At 54.3% G+C, this 14,304-nt stretch carries 18 protein-coding genes; 7 read left to right on the top strand and 11 right to left on the bottom strand.

Going from position 1 to position 14,304, the window contains the following annotated elements:
* Positions 1-15: 15 nt before the first annotated feature.
* Positions 16-1,083, top strand: coding sequence for a hypothetical protein (locus ACA067_RS17440; RefSeq protein WP_497457722.1), 1,068 nt, complete (start codon positions 16-18; stop codon positions 1,081-1,083).
* 259 nt (positions 1,084-1,342) lie between these two features.
* Here ACA067_RS17440 and ACA067_RS17435 read toward each other — a convergent pair whose 3' ends face one another.
* The 10 genes from ACA067_RS17435 to ACA067_RS17390 all read right to left on the bottom strand — a co-directional run bounded on the left by ACA067_RS17435 (position 1,343) and on the right by ACA067_RS17390 (position 7,217).
* On the bottom strand, positions 1,343-2,410 hold the full coding sequence (locus ACA067_RS17435; protein WP_497457721.1) for a tyrosine-type recombinase/integrase: 1,068 nt from the start codon (positions 2,408-2,410) through the stop codon (positions 1,343-1,345).
* A 2-nt stretch (positions 2,411-2,412) separates the two neighbouring features.
* Positions 2,413-2,667 (bottom strand): DUF4224 domain-containing protein, encoded by a 255-nt coding sequence (locus tag ACA067_RS17430; protein ID WP_497457720.1) that lies wholly within the window; start codon positions 2,665-2,667, stop codon positions 2,413-2,415.
* Positions 2,664-4,646 carry a DNA cytosine methyltransferase gene (locus tag ACA067_RS17425; RefSeq protein WP_497457719.1) on the bottom strand — a complete coding sequence of 661 codons (1,983 nt, stop codon included), beginning with the start codon at positions 4,644-4,646 and terminating at the stop codon, positions 2,664-2,666. Before ACA067_RS17425 ends, ACA067_RS17430 begins: the two co-directional genes overlap by 4 nt.
* Positions 4,643-4,858 (bottom strand): hypothetical protein, encoded by a 216-nt coding sequence (locus ACA067_RS17420; protein WP_497457718.1) that lies wholly within the window; start codon positions 4,856-4,858, stop codon positions 4,643-4,645. Before ACA067_RS17420 ends, ACA067_RS17425 begins: the two co-directional genes overlap by 4 nt.
* On the bottom strand, positions 4,855-5,274 hold the full coding sequence (locus ACA067_RS17415; RefSeq protein WP_497457717.1) for a hypothetical protein: 420 nt from the start codon (positions 5,272-5,274) through the stop codon (positions 4,855-4,857). Before ACA067_RS17415 ends, ACA067_RS17420 begins: the two co-directional genes overlap by 4 nt.
* A gap of 58 nt (positions 5,275-5,332) precedes the next feature.
* Positions 5,333-5,647, bottom strand: coding sequence for a pyocin activator PrtN family protein (locus ACA067_RS17410; protein WP_497457716.1), 315 nt, complete (start codon positions 5,645-5,647; stop codon positions 5,333-5,335).
* The gene (locus ACA067_RS17405) at positions 5,644-6,018 is read right to left on the bottom strand and encodes a hypothetical protein (RefSeq protein WP_497457715.1); all 375 of its coding nucleotides are present in this window, start codon (positions 6,016-6,018) and stop codon (positions 5,644-5,646) included. Before ACA067_RS17405 ends, ACA067_RS17410 begins: the two co-directional genes overlap by 4 nt.
* A gap of 140 nt (positions 6,019-6,158) precedes the next feature.
* On the bottom strand, positions 6,159-6,443 hold the full coding sequence (locus ACA067_RS17400) for a phage antirepressor KilAC domain-containing protein (RefSeq protein WP_497457714.1): 285 nt from the start codon (positions 6,441-6,443) through the stop codon (positions 6,159-6,161).
* Between the two features lie 10 nt (positions 6,444-6,453).
* The gene (locus tag ACA067_RS17395) at positions 6,454-7,044 is read right to left on the bottom strand and encodes a hypothetical protein (protein ID WP_497457713.1); all 591 of its coding nucleotides are present in this window, start codon (positions 7,042-7,044) and stop codon (positions 6,454-6,456) included.
* Positions 7,041-7,217: a hypothetical protein gene (locus ACA067_RS17390; protein WP_497457712.1), complete on the bottom strand. Its 177-nt coding sequence runs from the start codon at positions 7,215-7,217 to the stop codon at positions 7,041-7,043. The genes ACA067_RS17395 and ACA067_RS17390 overlap by 4 nt, the downstream gene beginning before the upstream one ends.
* 656 nt (positions 7,218-7,873) lie before the next feature.
* Here ACA067_RS17390 and ACA067_RS17385 point away from each other — a divergent pair.
* The gene (locus tag ACA067_RS17385) at positions 7,874-8,134 is read left to right on the top strand and encodes a hypothetical protein (RefSeq protein WP_497457711.1); all 261 of its coding nucleotides are present in this window, start codon (positions 7,874-7,876) and stop codon (positions 8,132-8,134) included.
* A 73-nt stretch (positions 8,135-8,207) separates the two neighbouring features.
* On the top strand, positions 8,208-9,239 hold the full coding sequence (locus ACA067_RS17380; protein WP_497457710.1) for a reverse transcriptase family protein: 1,032 nt from the start codon (positions 8,208-8,210) through the stop codon (positions 9,237-9,239).
* 26 nt (positions 9,240-9,265) lie between these two features.
* Here ACA067_RS17380 and ACA067_RS17375 read toward each other — a convergent pair whose 3' ends face one another.
* Positions 9,266-9,913, bottom strand: a complete 648-nt coding sequence (locus ACA067_RS17375) for a LexA family protein (RefSeq protein WP_497457709.1) — start codon at positions 9,911-9,913, stop codon at positions 9,266-9,268.
* Positions 9,914-10,575: 662 nt separating this feature from the next.
* On the opposite strand from ACA067_RS17375, the gene ACA067_RS17370 reads away from it, so the two are divergent.
* From ACA067_RS17370 to ACA067_RS17355, 4 genes are read left to right on the top strand one after another with little or no spacing between them, the layout of a single operon-like run.
* Complete coding sequence (locus tag ACA067_RS17370) at positions 10,576-11,094, top strand: phage regulatory CII family protein (protein WP_497457708.1); 519 nt, start codon at positions 10,576-10,578, stop codon at positions 11,092-11,094.
* Entirely contained in the window at positions 11,087-11,314 is a 228-nt protein-coding gene (locus ACA067_RS17365) for a TraR/DksA family transcriptional regulator (RefSeq protein WP_497457707.1), read from the top strand. The genes ACA067_RS17370 and ACA067_RS17365 overlap by 8 nt, the downstream gene beginning before the upstream one ends.
* On the top strand, positions 11,304-13,523 hold the full coding sequence (locus tag ACA067_RS17360; RefSeq protein WP_497457706.1) for a VapE domain-containing protein: 2,220 nt from the start codon (positions 11,304-11,306) through the stop codon (positions 13,521-13,523). Before ACA067_RS17365 ends, ACA067_RS17360 begins: the two co-directional genes overlap by 11 nt.
* Positions 13,516-13,875, top strand: a complete 360-nt coding sequence (locus tag ACA067_RS17355; RefSeq protein WP_497457705.1) for a PA0613 family protein — start codon at positions 13,516-13,518, stop codon at positions 13,873-13,875. The genes ACA067_RS17360 and ACA067_RS17355 overlap by 8 nt, the downstream gene beginning before the upstream one ends.
* Positions 13,876-14,304: the final 429 nt, after the last annotated feature.

Here is a 14,304-nt window from a genome sequence, read left to right as displayed (position 1 = left end):
ATGTTCGAGGTTTAAATGGGATTTAAGGCGTTTGAGGGAATGCTGGCGGAGGAGTTAAGTAGTAGAGGGGTTTCTGAAGGTTTAATAACTGATGTGATAGACTCTGGCTATATGGCTATGCCATTTGGAGGTCATTTCTCAGGTAAGACAGAACTACTAGTGCTCGACAAAATGTTTGGCAATAAAGGGATTTCAAGTTGTTTTAATGTGGATGAATTTGTTCGCTATCTTCTTGGTGAGTATAAGTTTCCTAAACAGCCTGAGCACAGGGAGTACGTTGTAAAAAATATTGATGACATAAATGGTGTTTTGAACGATGAGAGGCGCCAGAGATACATAAAAAACGGAATACTGTCTTTTCGGGGACAGACCTCACAATATACATATAAGCGCAAAGTTCCAAGTCCTGTAAGGGCGAATAGTTCTGGTCAGGAGATTTCGTTGTTTCCGGGGTTGTACAGGCAAGGTGGAGAGTTTTACTCATTTAAAGAAACCCCAAAGGAAGAGCGTACCCTACAATATTTTCTTCGTGAGCTAGAGCCCAATAATCCTGATGTGTATTTAGATAGTGCGCACGCGTACGATATTATGCGCACAGAGCAGCATTATGCTACTCAAACAGCGGGCCTAGACATATCGTTTGATATTGAAACCGCGATATTTTTTGCTACATATAAATTCAAAACTAACTCGTGTGGTAGGGCGTATTACGAAAAAATCGAAAAGGGAAATCACGATGGGGTAATCTATGGTTTTTGCTTTCGAGACCCGCCAGTTAAAAAAACTGAATTCTTAATTACCGATTTTGATTTTTTCAAAACATATAAACCTGAGCGAATTCTAAGGCAAAACTGTGGCCTTCCATTGTTCAGTGAATATGATAGAAATATCGCAGTAACAGATTTGGATTTCATAATTCGTTTGCATGAAGATTTTGAATATGATGGGGAAAGAACTCCTGATTTTATGTTTCCGAATGCTGGCGATGATAAGTTTTACGGGAAGCTTTTAGAGCTGAAGGATCGCCATCCTGAATGGTTGTCAAGAATAGTGGAGTATGAAGGTAGTAGGGCTTTCTACTAGGTTAGGCATTGAGCCATTGTAATGGTCGAGGCTAGATTTGTAGAAAGTTAATCTAGATGGAGTTAGTTGTATAAAAGACTACATTGGGTTTTCGGTTTGGTGTTGGTCAGTTATCTGATAAGTCCGCATGGCATCCGCCAGCGGGCGCACAGACTAAGTGATCATAAAGTAGGCTGTAGTAAGTTAAGCTTTATATATGAGCCTAATCTAAATCGGGCATAGGGAAGTAATGGGTCTACATGCTCAGCGGCACGATAATTCATTTTGTGGGTCGGACGACCTCGCCAACACGACGATAGACCTTTTTCGTCATTTCCTGCGTCGAGTGTCCAAGCAACCGACTGGCATGACCGATATCGTCAATTTCACTTGCTGCCTTTGGCCGAATATCGCGGAACTGAAATTGGCGTATAGCTGCTGACAATTCAGTGTCTCCCTCGATTACAGCCTTTTTCGCGGCCTTATCGCGGGCTTCATCCCACCGATTTCTCAACATAGCGCAACTCATCCGCAGTCCTGACTGGTTGGTGATCAGGTTGGTGCTTTTGATCCCGGCCATCGCTTTGCGATCGAGCAGTGCATCCAGAAAGGCGCTGAGGTCAGACGCCGTGACGCCATCGTGCAGGCGAATGCGCAGTCGCTTTTGAGTTTTGCCTTGGCCGACCATAAGGAAACCATTGTTGATGTCGGCCGCTGATGCCTTCAATACGTCGGCTGGGCGTTGTCCTGTCAGGTAGGCCAGATCCATTGCATCTTTGAGCTCGGCCGGGGCTTGGGCGTAAACGGCGTCCCACACGATTTCCCCTGCATAGAAGTCTCGCGGGGTTTCTTTGTTTCGGCGCAGGCCGAAGCAGGGGTTCGCTTTATCGGTCAGGCCCCATTCTCGGCCGAACGTGAACATGGTGGAGAGGAGGGCGATTTCACGGTTTGCCCGCACCTTGGCGGTTCTTGCGTCGCGATACTGAGCAATCACCTGGGGTGTCATTGCTTCGATCGGGGCGCCCTCGAAGGCCTTACGAAGTTGCCGCAGTCCCTTCCGATAGTCATCCTGCGTACCAGGCGTCAATTTCGGCATAACTTTTTTCTCGTATTCGTCGAAAAGACGGTCCATCAGGTGTGCAGGTTTTGGTACTGCCTTACGATCCAGCCGTGCCCATTCGATTTTTGCCTCGTCCAGGTCGCCACCGAGTGGAATCTCCACCCGGTTACCTTCGGCGTCCCTGCCGTTGTAGTAGTAACCCACCCAGGTACTGCCATTCTTTCTTTTCCTGGCGCGACGGATCATTCGTGGTGGCAGGTCACGGTTTTCTGCTTTTTTCTGGCGCATCGTTAACCCACGCGAGAGAGATCAAGAGACCAGGTTTCAGCGACGGCGTTGCGCGCTGAGGGCTTCAGGCCGGCGAGCTTCAATCGGGCATATACGCGACCTACGACGGGACGTTGTGCGCCCGTCAGTACGTGTTCCCACGCATTGCGTTGCAGCCACTGACGTTGGCAAGACGGGATCTTGTAGCCGGTGATCGTGGCCAGCTCATCCTCAGTCAGCGTTTCACTGGGTAGCTGGAATGCGTTGTCGTTGTTCATGCGGCTTCTCCCTTTCGCTCACGTTCGTCCTGATTGCTGTTGGCACTGACCAGCGCCATCATTGGCCACGGCGACACCGAATTCCCAACCATCATGACTTGAGTCTTGTTACTGAATTTTCGCCCGTCATGCCCGCGATCGATGACGTAATTGTCTGGAAAACCTTGTGCGCGGTACAGCTCCCGAGGTGTGAGCATGCGCATGCCGATATCGACGATCACATAGGGCGTGCCTTTGATCGTGACCGTGACGAGTGCCAGGCGATCCCGTGTTGTGATGGTGGCGGCGGGATCGCGCAGGTCGTAAACGTTGTCGCTGCCGTAGTACCCCATCAGAAATGACGCGACTCGCAATGCCCCGGCTTGCGCTTCAGGTGCAAGCGTGTACTCGACCAATGCGTGATGTTCCGCACCGGCAGTGATCGTCGGCACCAGGTCCTCCATGCTTCGGCCGACGCAGTTTCGACGCAAGGTCGATAGGTGCGCGGTGACGATTTGCTGTTGGCTACCGGTGGTGGTGATCGCGGTTAGCGGTTGAGTTGGATGATGGCCAGGTGTCTGGTTAAACCCGCCGTTGTGTTGTGCAACGTAGGCTACCGCTACAGCGAAGTGGCCGCCTTTGACATTGCTGCATATGGTGCGCAACGGGGCATCGCCGGGCATGTTGCGCTGGCTGCTGCCATTGGCATGCTCAGTGATGAAGGGTGAGATTTGCGGCGTGACTAGTGCGAAGGCGTGCGCCCCCGTGAAGGTTTTCACGGGATCCTCCGTCGAGTGGCAGCGAGACAGGTCGTTGCCGCTGTGGTTGACGCTGACAATGAACGGGTTGTTGTGCTCAAGCACGTAACGCCTGGCGCCTTTACGCAGGCGCTCCATGGTGTTGTGAACCAGTGGGCGCCTGACTCCGGCGGCACGGCCTTGTTCTTTTGTGAGAAAGATACTCGGGCAGGGAATCGACCAGTCAATGCAACTGGCTGCGGTGCGGTAGGGGAGTCGGCCTTTGCCCGGGTTCTTGAAGTGAGTCGGCTCTGGCCAGCGCAGGGGGTGGCCATCACGACGGGCGATCATGAATAGACGCTCGCGAGTGGTGGCAGCGCCAAAGTCGCAGGCCTTGAGTTTGCCGTGCGTCAGTTCATAGCCCATGGCTCGCAGTAGGGTCACGAAGCGGAGCCACGTGCGGCCTTTGCGTTTCGGATCGGGCACCAGGTATTGATCCTGCACAGGCACGCGCTCGCCGGCAGCCGCCACGCTCAGGTCGCGGCGGATGACGCGGCGGGTTTTCGAGCAACGCTTGGCGATCAGTGGACCCCATTGCAGGATTTGCGTCACGTTTTCCATGGTGATCATGTTCGGGCTGACCTGGCCCGCCCATTTGACGATGACCCAAGACAGTGAGCGGCTGGTGGTGCTGCGGGCTTGGCCGCCCGCTGCAAGGCTGTGGTGTGTGCATTCAGGGCTGGCATGCAAGTGATCGACCGGGCGACCACGGGTCGCCTGATGGGGGCATACCTCGTAAACATCGGTGATGTAATGCTCGGCGCTCGGGTGATTGCGCTTGTGCATGCTGATCGCATCAGGGTTGTGATTGATGGCGATATCGACGGGGATGTCAGTGGCCATCTCTTGCCCCATGGTTGCACCACCACCGCCGGCAAACAGGTCGACGCGGATGCCGCCAGCCAGGTTCAGACCGAATTGGGTTTTGACCGCAGTTGTGATTGGCGTAGCGCCCGGCAGCGACTTATACCCCAGCGCAGGCTGCGCGGGCGCACGATTCCGAGCGGTTAGCGTTGCATTAGTGGTGGCTGCCACGCGCAGCTTTTCGTGGGGTATAAGTGCCTCGGCAGTGGCGCTTATAGGAGCAGTAATGCCTGCTGCTCCGCAGCAGAGGCTCTTTGTTTCATATGCGTCGACGCTCCTTTTAGTGTCAGGCTCGTCAAAGTCGAAGCGCTTGCCGGTGTAGGCGCGGTTCTGGCTCATGCGGCCTCCTTGATCAGGTCGGCAAGCATCAGGGCGTTGCGGGTGTCCTTGTGCAACTTGCGCAGGGCGTCATGGCCAATCAGCGTTTTCAGCTGTCGATCGAACTCTATTCGCAGGCGTGTCACTTCTCGAAGTTCGGTAGAGACCGCGGTCAACTGCTGTTGCAGCTCACCGGCCGCTTCGGGGGAGAGGCGTAGGAGGGCGCGTTTCATGCTGCGGTCTCCTGTGCTTCGGGTACCAATAAAGCGGCCATGGCGAGTGCCTGTTCGCGGAGGGCGATGGATTCACGCTCCAGCTTTTTACCGGTGCGGAAAGCGGCAAATGTCTCGGCGGCGATCCTGAGCTTTTCGGCGATGGCCAGCAGGGTTTGCCGTTCTGGTTCCCCCAGTTTCGAAGCGGTCAGTGCGCGCTCGTCGTGGGAGTAGAGCTTCTTGTAATGCCCCCTTGCCTGGTCAAGCCATAGCTCCAGGTTGCGGACGGTTTGCGAGTTGTCGGATTGTTGAATGGCCTTGCCTTCATCAATGCCCTCAATGCGGCCATCAATGAGACCGCCGCGATAGCCGGCCCAATAGGTAAGGCCGACGAAAAAGATGAGGACGATCAGTGCGCAGATCTGAACTGCAGTCATGTGGTGTGCTCCTGGTGTTGTCGTTGGCTGGTGGTGGCAGCCGTTCGATGGTTTTCTATTACTCGGTAGTGACGTCCTGCTGACGCTGCATGTCTTCGTCGGCCTTGTAGGCGCGGATATCGATAAGTGAGGCGACGTGGCGGATGTGCGCATACTTCGGTGCCTTGCGGCTGCTGTGTAATGTGGTGACGGGCAGTTGAATTCGGCCGCTGCTGACCTCGGCGACAAACGACTGTTCATTGAGATTGCGGAAGTACTGCTCGCGCACCTTCTCCAGCGGAATGAGGACGTCGCCGAAAATGCGGTAGAGCAATTCAACGGTGGCCGTATCTGGCGCAGGCAGCAGTCGTAATGGGGTCTGGCCGATGCTCATACGGCCTCCAATTTTTCTGCAAGAGGGTGTAGATCTCTGAGCACCGCCTCTGCTGAGCTGCCGAAGCCGATCAGTTTGGTGCCAATTGAGTCGTCTCTCATGTATGCACAGAGACTGGTCAATGAGGCATCTTGGTGTTCGCGTAGGGTGAGCGAGATGTCGTACTGACTCATCTTCAGTTCCGCAGCGAGAAACTCGACAATGGCAACGAGTTTCATCTGCTCTCGTTGGAGTCGAACCGTCGGGGTGATTTCAATTTGTGCTGCTGCACTGATGCGGCTGATAGCTTCGGCGATGTTTGCAGGTGTCCGAAACTCTGGAGGTATGCGCAGTAGGTCGATGACTTGGCGATCAATCAGGTGGTTGTCCATGGTCCTTTCTCCTTTTTGGATGATTCCACGCGTTCAGGCAGTGGCATTTGGTCAACTCGCGCAGATGTTCCGGCACTTCGAGGAGCGCGGCATTGCGCTCCTCGCGTGTGCGCATGGCGACGATCTGGCGGGCGTATTCCCTAGGCCACGTCACGGTTGTCTGTCGGGATGGCAGGGAGGTCGATGCCCAGCTGTTCGGCCAACCAGCGGATCCCGGGTTGTTTGACCCTTGTCGACTGGCTGTACTGCATTCCGAGTTGGTCGTGAAACCACTGGCCATCCTTGATCCGCAGATAGTCGCGATCACGGTTGGGGTGGGCCGGCAGGTTTCGTTCGGTGAGTAGGCCCTTTCCCCGCATGAGGCCGATGAGCTTGGGACGGGTCAGGCCGAGTTGGGTTGCGGCTTGTGCAAGCGTACGTTCCATGGCATCCCCCTCACGCTGCGTGCGCGGCAGGCGTCGCTGCTGCAGCGAGATGGTTGATGGACTCGGTGACCTTGCCGTAAATCTCGACATCGGATCCGCACACGGTGAAGCATTTGGTGTGTGGGCTTTTGTAGCCGATGCTCAAGATGGCGGTGACGCCCCGGCGAGTGTGGGTTCGATGCACCGCGACGTGCAGAGGGAGGTCGAAGCCCATGTCGAAGCTCAGCACGCCGCCAGTGCATACCAGCTCGAATACGCGTTGTTTATCCTGGACTTCAAACCGGCCGTATTCGCGGCTTGCGTGGGGGCGCCGCGCCTGATCACTGGCACTGCCCGGACCGAACGGGCCGTTGGCAATCTCTTCGATAAAGTCGGCCAGTTTGAGATGCATTTTCTTGTGGTTTTGCAGGGTCAGCGTGTGGCGATCGCTGCCCAGTTCGACGACGAAAACGCTCTCCGATGTGCCGCGCTCTACCTTGAGACGGAACGCCAGGCACTCACGCTTGGGCGCTGTCCGGAGAACGTGGTTGAAGGTCTCGGTCAGGTTGACCTGAGCATTGAGCAACTGCAGGGTGCGGTTGTCGATTTTGTACTTGATCATGCTGCATGCCCTCCGCCGTTCGGATCGAATGGCGCGGGAGCGGTGCGGGCTTTCTGCTTGGGTTTGGTGGTGACAAATGAGCAGCCGTATTCGCGGGCCAAGCGGCGAATCTCGAAGATGCGGAAGGGGTCCGCAGCGGCAGGATGGACGTGCAGGGTGGCTATGGTGTGCATGGGTTATCTCGCTCTGTGGTGGAAGAGTGAGAGTGATATTAACCTCAAGGGTTATTTCGTCAAGTCATAAAACAACCTTTTGGGTTGTTTTGCCGGGTTTGTATTTTTTGTTTTATCGGAGAGGATTGTTTTTGTGATGGCTATAGGCTATAAAGGTTGCGCTGGGTGTACCACCCAGGTGCTCTTTAAATATCGATAAATCTCTAGGCTTGCAGTTGGTGATTGGGCAACCAATCAGTTTTGGGAGTTTGCCAAAACTATCTCCGCCACCCGCATGCTCGACCCATTGAAACCTGTTCACGATATGTGCCCTAGGGCGCAGTTATCCGAACTGGTTTTTCGACAACCGCTACGTTCTGCGGATGTTTACTTACTTCGACAAAGACTGCTCGGTAACGAGCAAAGCATTTTGCGCTAACGAAACGGTATTTTGCGGTTACGTAAAGCCACTCGACGTTAACGTTAAGCTGTTTTGCGCTAACGATACAGCGCTGAGCCGGCCGTTGGCCGAATACGCGATCTTAGTCAGGTGAGCAATGGGCGAATGGCGGCGGACGGCCTTTTTAAGGCAGAACTGCGATTTGTATGGACACCTTCAAGTTCCTTTCGGCCTAGAAGCTTCGCGGCGGGGCATTCCGCCTAAAGGAGCTGTATCGATGAAATATTTAAAGAAAGCTTGTCGCTCTAGAGCGGCAAATCATGTGCACAACAATGAAGGTGTCCGTGTCAATGATAAGACCGGAAAGGACCCGAAAACTGCTACACCTGACGCTGCTGGCACCCGAAGCAAAATTTTGACCGTAGTGGTCAAAACCGCGACAAAGGAGGCTGTACGTTGGGGGATTCAGAATTGGCCTTTCGTCCATGAGCATGCCTTGAAGATTTTTGAGGCGGTTGTGGAGATGTTTAACCAATGACACAGCAAATCGCAACATCGAATTTCAGATAGGGCCAGCAAATCAGCTGGCCTTATTTTTTTCTGAGGTGGAAATGGACTCTCCGCTCTACCGTTACAAGCCGATTTACAGTATCAATTCCCTCGCTTTGTTGCTTGGAGAAACTGTGCCCTTGTTGAATAAACTCGCGGAGGATTCTCACAAGATGTATCGACGCGTGCCTCAAGTTAAGAAAGATGGCACTGAAAGAGAAACTTTCGATGCGCATGAGCCATTGAAGTCTGTTCAAAGAAAAATTGTAGATAGGCTCCTATCTAAAGTTCATTACCCCGACTACCTTCATGGTGGTATCCGGGATTCTAAGTCCCCACGTAGCATTTACTCGAATGTAAAGTCTCATTCGGGAGCTCGTAATATTGTTTTGCAAGATATTAAGAATTTTTTTCCATCTATTACTATCGATAAGGTTTTGTTAATATTTAAAGGTGTGATGGGTTTCGGTGATGATGTCGCAGTCATGCTAGCTCGTCTTGTAACTAAAGATGGAACGGTCCCCCAGGGCGCGAGCACGAGCAGTTATATTGCAAACTTGGTGTTCTGGGATGTAGAGCCTAGATTGGTAGTGTGGATTAGAGCTCAAGGTATGTCTTATAGCCGCTTTGCCGATGACATAAGTATATCTTCGAAAAAAGTTATTTCGTCAGAGCAAAAAACCGAGATTGTGCGCAGAGTTACTGGGATGCTCGCTGCGAAAGGCTTCCTCCAGAAACGGCAAAAAATGCATATCTTGAAGAAAGGTCAAGCTATTACAAAGGCTGAAAAGTCAGAAGCCGTAGTAGTTACAGGTCTGAGTGTCGCGGGACCTCGCCCGGGTGTTACCAAAAAAGAGAGGCAACTAATACGCTCAGCGGTAAGAGAATTTGAAATATTGGCTGAATCTGATGCCGATGTTTTTAAATTGCGCGAGCTTTACAATCGAGCAATGGGGCGAGTCGGGAGACTTTTGGCTTGTGGTCAATCCAGCGGTTTAGCTTACAAAGATCGATTAAACCTTGCTATGCGCCGATCCGGTAAATCTCTAATGGAGAAGTATAAACAGGGTGAAGAGGACGGCGCAATTTGGTAATGGTTATATGGGGCTCGGTATGTGGTCTACAGGTTTGATATTTTCCACCTGGCTCGACCGCAAATACTCCATTCCTCATTCATTTTAATTATTCGCTCCGGCCAATCTGGGTTAATAGCGAATAAATATTGTTCATCTCCTTCTTGCCTAAGCTGCTTTAGTGTTGCGGCGTGATCCCTGGTGCGTTTCGCTGCCACGAAATGACCGGGAAGAGCCTCAAGGGAGGGATCAATAACAATCATGTCTCCTTCCAAGAATTTTGGTTCCATGCTCATTCCCTCGACGCGGAGGATAAAAGCACGTGGACCTACTGGTCCTGGTGCGTCTATCCATTCCTCAGCATCTCTCGGGTCGAAAACCCCATTTGGCTCACACCATGCTCCTGCCGCAATCGATCCTATAACTGGCAATTTTCTATCTGTATGACTCATCACCGTAGCGTTATTGAACTCACCAAGCCCGTAGGGCATGTCGAGATAACCGTTGTGAAGTTCTAATGCTTTCTCGAGTTCGCGAGCGATCTGGTCACCAATACCTTTGGTAGGGTTTTTCCCCCCAAAAGCGCTGACCTGAGCCGGTGCTTTACCCAGCAAATCGGCGACGTCAGTCAGGCGGAGTTTCTTCTCGGCCAGAACTCTTCTGAAATTTTGTAGGCGGGTATCTGAGATTTTCATGAGCTAATTTTGTGCGAGTTAACCTCGTAGGTGAATGTCCTTGTGGGTATTGCAAAAGTTAACCTTTGCGGTTAAATTGGCGATCAGGAGGTACACCATATGAAGCTGCGTGACTACATCAATTGCCTAGATTCTAAAGGGCTAACAGCTTATGCCACACGATGCAGAATCGCAGAGAGCTACCTGCGACTACACGTCAAATATGCGAGTAAAGATCCTAGCGTCTCGTTGATCAAATCGTTGAACCGTGAAAGTCAGGGCTGCGTTTCACTCGAGGAAGTGTTGAGCCATTTCGGTATCACCGAGACGATCCCGAACGAAGCAGCATAGTCAGAAAAAAGGCGACCCAAAGGCCGCCCAGTTCCTCCCGGCACGCACCACCACAGCGCTGTCGGGTCGCGATAAAGAGAAGCGGGCACACCACATGCTAAACCGCCTCCCTTTACCGCGCTTTCCAAGGCACGGATGCCTTGGTGTTGCTGCCTTTTCCACCACAGATTGGGCAGCGGTTGCGCCAGGGGTGAGCAATGGATTGCTCGCCCCGGCACGGTGCCGGTGTCGATCCTGAAGATCTAGCCGGCGTTTGGGCCCTTTCAAGCCACGCGGCAAATGTACCACCACTGCATGTCGCGCGGCACTGGCAACTGTTAAGGATTAATGCCATGAGCCGAATTGCTCTGAGTTCTGTTGAACGAGCGCAGCGGGAAATTTTGCCGCTCGATCTAGCGCTTTACCATGCTGCCCGGGATTACCCAGGTGGCGCCGCTGCCATTGCCGCCACCACCGGCAGAAACCCCACCACGCTGCAGCACAAACTCTCACCCACCCACCCGAGCCACACGGTGAACATTCAGGAATTCGGCGAGATTCTGGAGTTGACCAAAGACCGTCGCATTCTGGATGCGGTGCATGCCCTGGTGGGGGATACGACTTGGCAGGAGCTGGCCGAGGCGTATACCAACGACATGCCGGAAACCTTGGCCAATGGTATTGCCGAGTATTTTCGGCAGGTGGCAAAACTGACGGAGACCTGGGCCAAGAGCATTGGCGATGGTGTGGTCTCGGATCAGGAACTGGCCGAGATTCGCTTGCAGGTATTTCGCGGAATTCAAGGGCTGCTGGGGATGTTCAACCGCGCCTCGTACGTCAACCAGACTACGCGGGGTGTCGACCATGGCTGACATCGCTGATTTCGCTAATGACCTGGTCCAGGAGCGTCTCGATCAGGCGCTGGCTGCTCGTCATGCTGCCAAACCTGTGTTGGCGGTTCATTCGTTTTTGTTCTGTGAGGGGTGTGACGAACCTATCCCGGAGGCTCGCCGGCTTGCGTTGGCGGGTTGCACGCAGTGCGTGCAGTGCCAGTCCATCGATGAATTGCGGGAGGCCCGCCATGCTCGATGAGGTATTGGGACAATTCGCTGACTTTGGCCTTGAGCCAAAACTCCCTCTGACTTTCGGTAAGCTGACTCGTTGCAAAACGGCGCAGGACAGGGGCGCGGAAAAGAATGGTTGGTATGTCGTCCATGAGCATCGCACCGAGAAAAACGAAACGCTGATCTTTGGCAGTTTTGGGGATTGGCGTTCGGGTGAGACGCAGAAGATCAAGGTGAAAGCGGGGCGGATGTCTCCGGAGGAGCGTGAGGTCATGCGCGCTCGGCAAGAGGAGGCCAAGCGACGCGCTGCCGAGGTGAAGGCTAATGCGGCACGTCGAGCGGCGAACCGGGCGGGGGCGTTGTTCAAGCGCATGCCGGAGAAGGGGCGCAGTGATTATCTGGATCGCAAGCAGATCGTCGGGCTGGGCGTGCGTTACGCCCCGCGCTCCGGCGCGTTTCTGGTGCCGATGTGCAATGTACGGGATCAGATTGTCGGGCTGCAGGTGGTCTTTCCCGCCAAGCAGCAAAGTACTGGGCGGGATAAACAGTATTGGCCCTATGGGATGTCGAAGGAGGGCGCCTTTCACCTGATCGGACCGCACCCGGAGCCGGGTGAGCCAGTGTTGGTGTGTGAGGGTTACGCCACCGGCGCCAGCCTGCACATGGCGACGTCGCTGACGGTGGCTATCGCGTTTGATGCGGGCAATTTGCTGGTGGTTTGCAAGGCGATGCGGGAACGCTTTCCTGGGTGCCCGCTAATTATTTGCAGAGATGATGATTGGAAGACGAAGCGGCCGAATGGTGAGCCTTGGAACCCAGGAGAAGAGAAGGCGAACAACGCCGCATTGATTGTCGGTGGTCAAGTGGTCGCGCCGATTTTCTCTGTCGAGCGGGAAGACAAGTGGACGGACTTCAATGATTTGCATGTCGTCGAAGGTTTGGAAGCGGTCCGGCGCCAGGTACTGGCGGTAGTCAAACCGCCTGCAGCAGGTGGTTGGAAGGACCAACTGGCCCGTACTGAAAACGGCTCGCTGATCGCGCACATGCAGAACGTTGAGCTGATCCTTGGCAATGATGAACGCTGGGCTGGGGTAATCAGTTACAGCGCCTTCAGTTCGAAGATCGTCAAGTTGCGGGCTGCACCCTACGGCGGTGGTACCGGCGATTGGGCCGATATCGATGACGTGCGTGTAATGAAGTGGCTCGCGCAGCAGTACAACCTGCGGGTGAAGTCGACTCAGGTGATCGAGGCGGTGAGTGTTGTTGCCCATGATCATGCTTTTCATCCAGTGCGTCAGTACCTGAAAAAGTTGGAATGGGATCGGGTGCCGCGGCTGGAACGCTGGCTCACCGATGTCATGGGGGTGAAGTTCAGCGACTACTCGTCCAAGGTTGGTAAGCGTTGGTTACTTTCAGCGGTGGCGCGAGTGATGAAGCCCGGCTGCAAGGCGGACTCGGTAATGATTCTTGAGGGTGCGCAGGGTGCCGGTAAATCGACGGCGATGAGCATTCTCGGCGGTGAGTGGTTCATGGACACCCCTTTCGCTCTGGGTGACAAGGACGGCTTCCAGGCGATCCGTGGTAAGTGGATCGTCGAACTAGGCGAGCTGGACAGCTTCAACAAGGCTGAAAGCACCAAAGCCAAGCAGTTTTTCTCGGCATCCACCGACACCTATCGCGAGAGCTATGGCCGTAGAACCATGGACGTGCCACGCCAGTGTGTGTTTGTGGGGACAACCAACCAGGACGAATATCTAAAGGATGCCACCGGCAACCGGCGCTATTGGCCGGTGGCCTGTACCAAAGTCGAACTAGACCTGCTACGCGAAATCCGCGACCAGCTTTGGGCTGAGGCGGTATTTTGCTACGAGGCGGGCGATCTCTGGTGGGTGACGTTGGATGAGGCCCCGCTGTTCAGTGAGGAGCAGGACGAGCGCTTTGTAGTGGATGAATGGGAAGGACCGATATTGACTTGGCTGGAGGAATCGCAGATTGGCGAGACTACGACTGGCAGCGAGGTCTTGACCAGCGCGCTGAAGCTCGACTTCGGTCATTGGGGCAAGCCGGAGCAGATGCGGGTTGGCGCGATCATGCATCGGCTGGGTTGGAGACGTGTGCGCCTGCCGGCCCTGGTGAAGAGCGGGCAGCGGCCGTGGGCTTACAAGAAGCCGGCAGCGTGGGGCGGTGCCTCGGGGTTGCAGCGGGAAGCGTTCGAGGAGCCTTGCTTCGATGATTAAGGAAATCGACGCGTTACTTCATTTGTGGGCTCAGGAACTGCACAGCGAACTCTCCAAAGGAGGGCTCGCCGGAGGAAACATGGTCGCCATGATGATGGAGAGCAACGGGCAGTTGATTCGCGGCAGGCGCGCGAGCCGTGCGCCATTGGAAAGCTCTCTGGACGTTGAACTGATTGTTAATAAGCACCTCGACGCCGAACTGGCAAAGGTGGTCCGAGAGCACTACTGTAACCACGACACCAATATGTCATTGAGGTACGCGCACTGCGGCTGTGGTCGCGACACTTATTACCAGCGCCTCCATGACGCGCACCTGTGTATTGCCGGCATGTTGATGGGGAAGGCTGCGTGACCCCAGGCATGACTCCGGCTTGTGCTGTCCTACTGGCCCACCTTGTCCCATTGCGTTTTAACGTGGAGGGGCAAGCGCGGGCCGCGTCGTTGCTGGGCTGTCCCACTGTCCCGCCTTTCGGAGTGCCTCGCCCATGTGAGCGCAGCGGACACCAGCACGCGCCTGCGGCGCGCACGCGTGTTATTCAATTTCCTCCTTTACACGAGAAAGGAGATAAAACAGTGGGACAGTGGGGCGAGGCCCCGATTTCAGTTGCTCTCAGGTGTCCTACCTTGATTCTGATTGGTGGGATACATGGGACAACGCAACAACATCGAATAGCCGAGGGGGTGTATTCACCGACATTCGCCAGGCGTTCACCCTGCGTTGCCCACCTATTCACCGGGTGGCATTAAAGTGGGGTTGCTGCCACCGGAATCCACCTGTAAA

This window comes from Pseudomonas sp. LBUM1674 (assembly GCF_059695635.1).
Note: the sequence above shows the minus strand (reverse complement) of the source record. Positions and strands in the feature narration are given on the sequence as shown.

What these genes read in the sequence shown, in the direction of transcription:
- ACA067_RS17440 (WP_497457722.1), top strand. Translation starts at nt 16, where the DNA reads ATGGGATTTAAGGCGTTTGAGGGAATGCTGGCGGAGGAGTTAAGTAGT.
- ACA067_RS17435 (WP_497457721.1), bottom strand. Translation starts at nt 2,410, where the DNA reads ATGCGCCAGAAAAAAGCAGAAAACCGTGACCTGCCACCACGAATGATC.
- ACA067_RS17430 (WP_497457720.1), bottom strand. Translation starts at nt 2,667, where the DNA reads ATGAACAACGACAACGCATTCCAGCTACCCAGTGAAACGCTGACTGAG.
- ACA067_RS17425 (WP_497457719.1), bottom strand. Translation starts at nt 4,646, where the DNA reads ATGAGCCAGAACCGCGCCTACACCGGCAAGCGCTTCGACTTTGACGAG.
- ACA067_RS17420 (WP_497457718.1), bottom strand. Translation starts at nt 4,858, where the DNA reads ATGAAACGCGCCCTCCTACGCCTCTCCCCCGAAGCGGCCGGTGAGCTG.
- ACA067_RS17415 (WP_497457717.1), bottom strand. Translation starts at nt 5,274, where the DNA reads ATGACTGCAGTTCAGATCTGCGCACTGATCGTCCTCATCTTTTTCGTC.
- ACA067_RS17410 (WP_497457716.1), bottom strand. Translation starts at nt 5,647, where the DNA reads ATGAGCATCGGCCAGACCCCATTACGACTGCTGCCTGCGCCAGATACG.
- ACA067_RS17405 (WP_497457715.1), bottom strand. Translation starts at nt 6,018, where the DNA reads ATGGACAACCACCTGATTGATCGCCAAGTCATCGACCTACTGCGCATA.
- ACA067_RS17400 (WP_497457714.1), bottom strand. Translation starts at nt 6,443, where the DNA reads ATGGAACGTACGCTTGCACAAGCCGCAACCCAACTCGGCCTGACCCGT.
- ACA067_RS17395 (WP_497457713.1), bottom strand. Translation starts at nt 7,044, where the DNA reads ATGATCAAGTACAAAATCGACAACCGCACCCTGCAGTTGCTCAATGCT.
- ACA067_RS17390 (WP_497457712.1), bottom strand. Translation starts at nt 7,217, where the DNA reads ATGCACACCATAGCCACCCTGCACGTCCATCCTGCCGCTGCGGACCCC.
- ACA067_RS17385 (WP_497457711.1), top strand. Translation starts at nt 7,874, where the DNA reads ATGAAATATTTAAAGAAAGCTTGTCGCTCTAGAGCGGCAAATCATGTG.
- ACA067_RS17380 (WP_497457710.1), top strand. Translation starts at nt 8,208, where the DNA reads ATGGACTCTCCGCTCTACCGTTACAAGCCGATTTACAGTATCAATTCC.
- ACA067_RS17375 (WP_497457709.1), bottom strand. Translation starts at nt 9,913, where the DNA reads ATGAAAATCTCAGATACCCGCCTACAAAATTTCAGAAGAGTTCTGGCC.
- ACA067_RS17370 (WP_497457708.1), top strand. Translation starts at nt 10,576, where the DNA reads ATGAGCCGAATTGCTCTGAGTTCTGTTGAACGAGCGCAGCGGGAAATT.
- ACA067_RS17365 (WP_497457707.1), top strand. Translation starts at nt 11,087, where the DNA reads ATGGCTGACATCGCTGATTTCGCTAATGACCTGGTCCAGGAGCGTCTC.
- ACA067_RS17360 (WP_497457706.1), top strand. Translation starts at nt 11,304, where the DNA reads ATGCTCGATGAGGTATTGGGACAATTCGCTGACTTTGGCCTTGAGCCA.
- ACA067_RS17355 (WP_497457705.1), top strand. Translation starts at nt 13,516, where the DNA reads ATGATTAAGGAAATCGACGCGTTACTTCATTTGTGGGCTCAGGAACTG.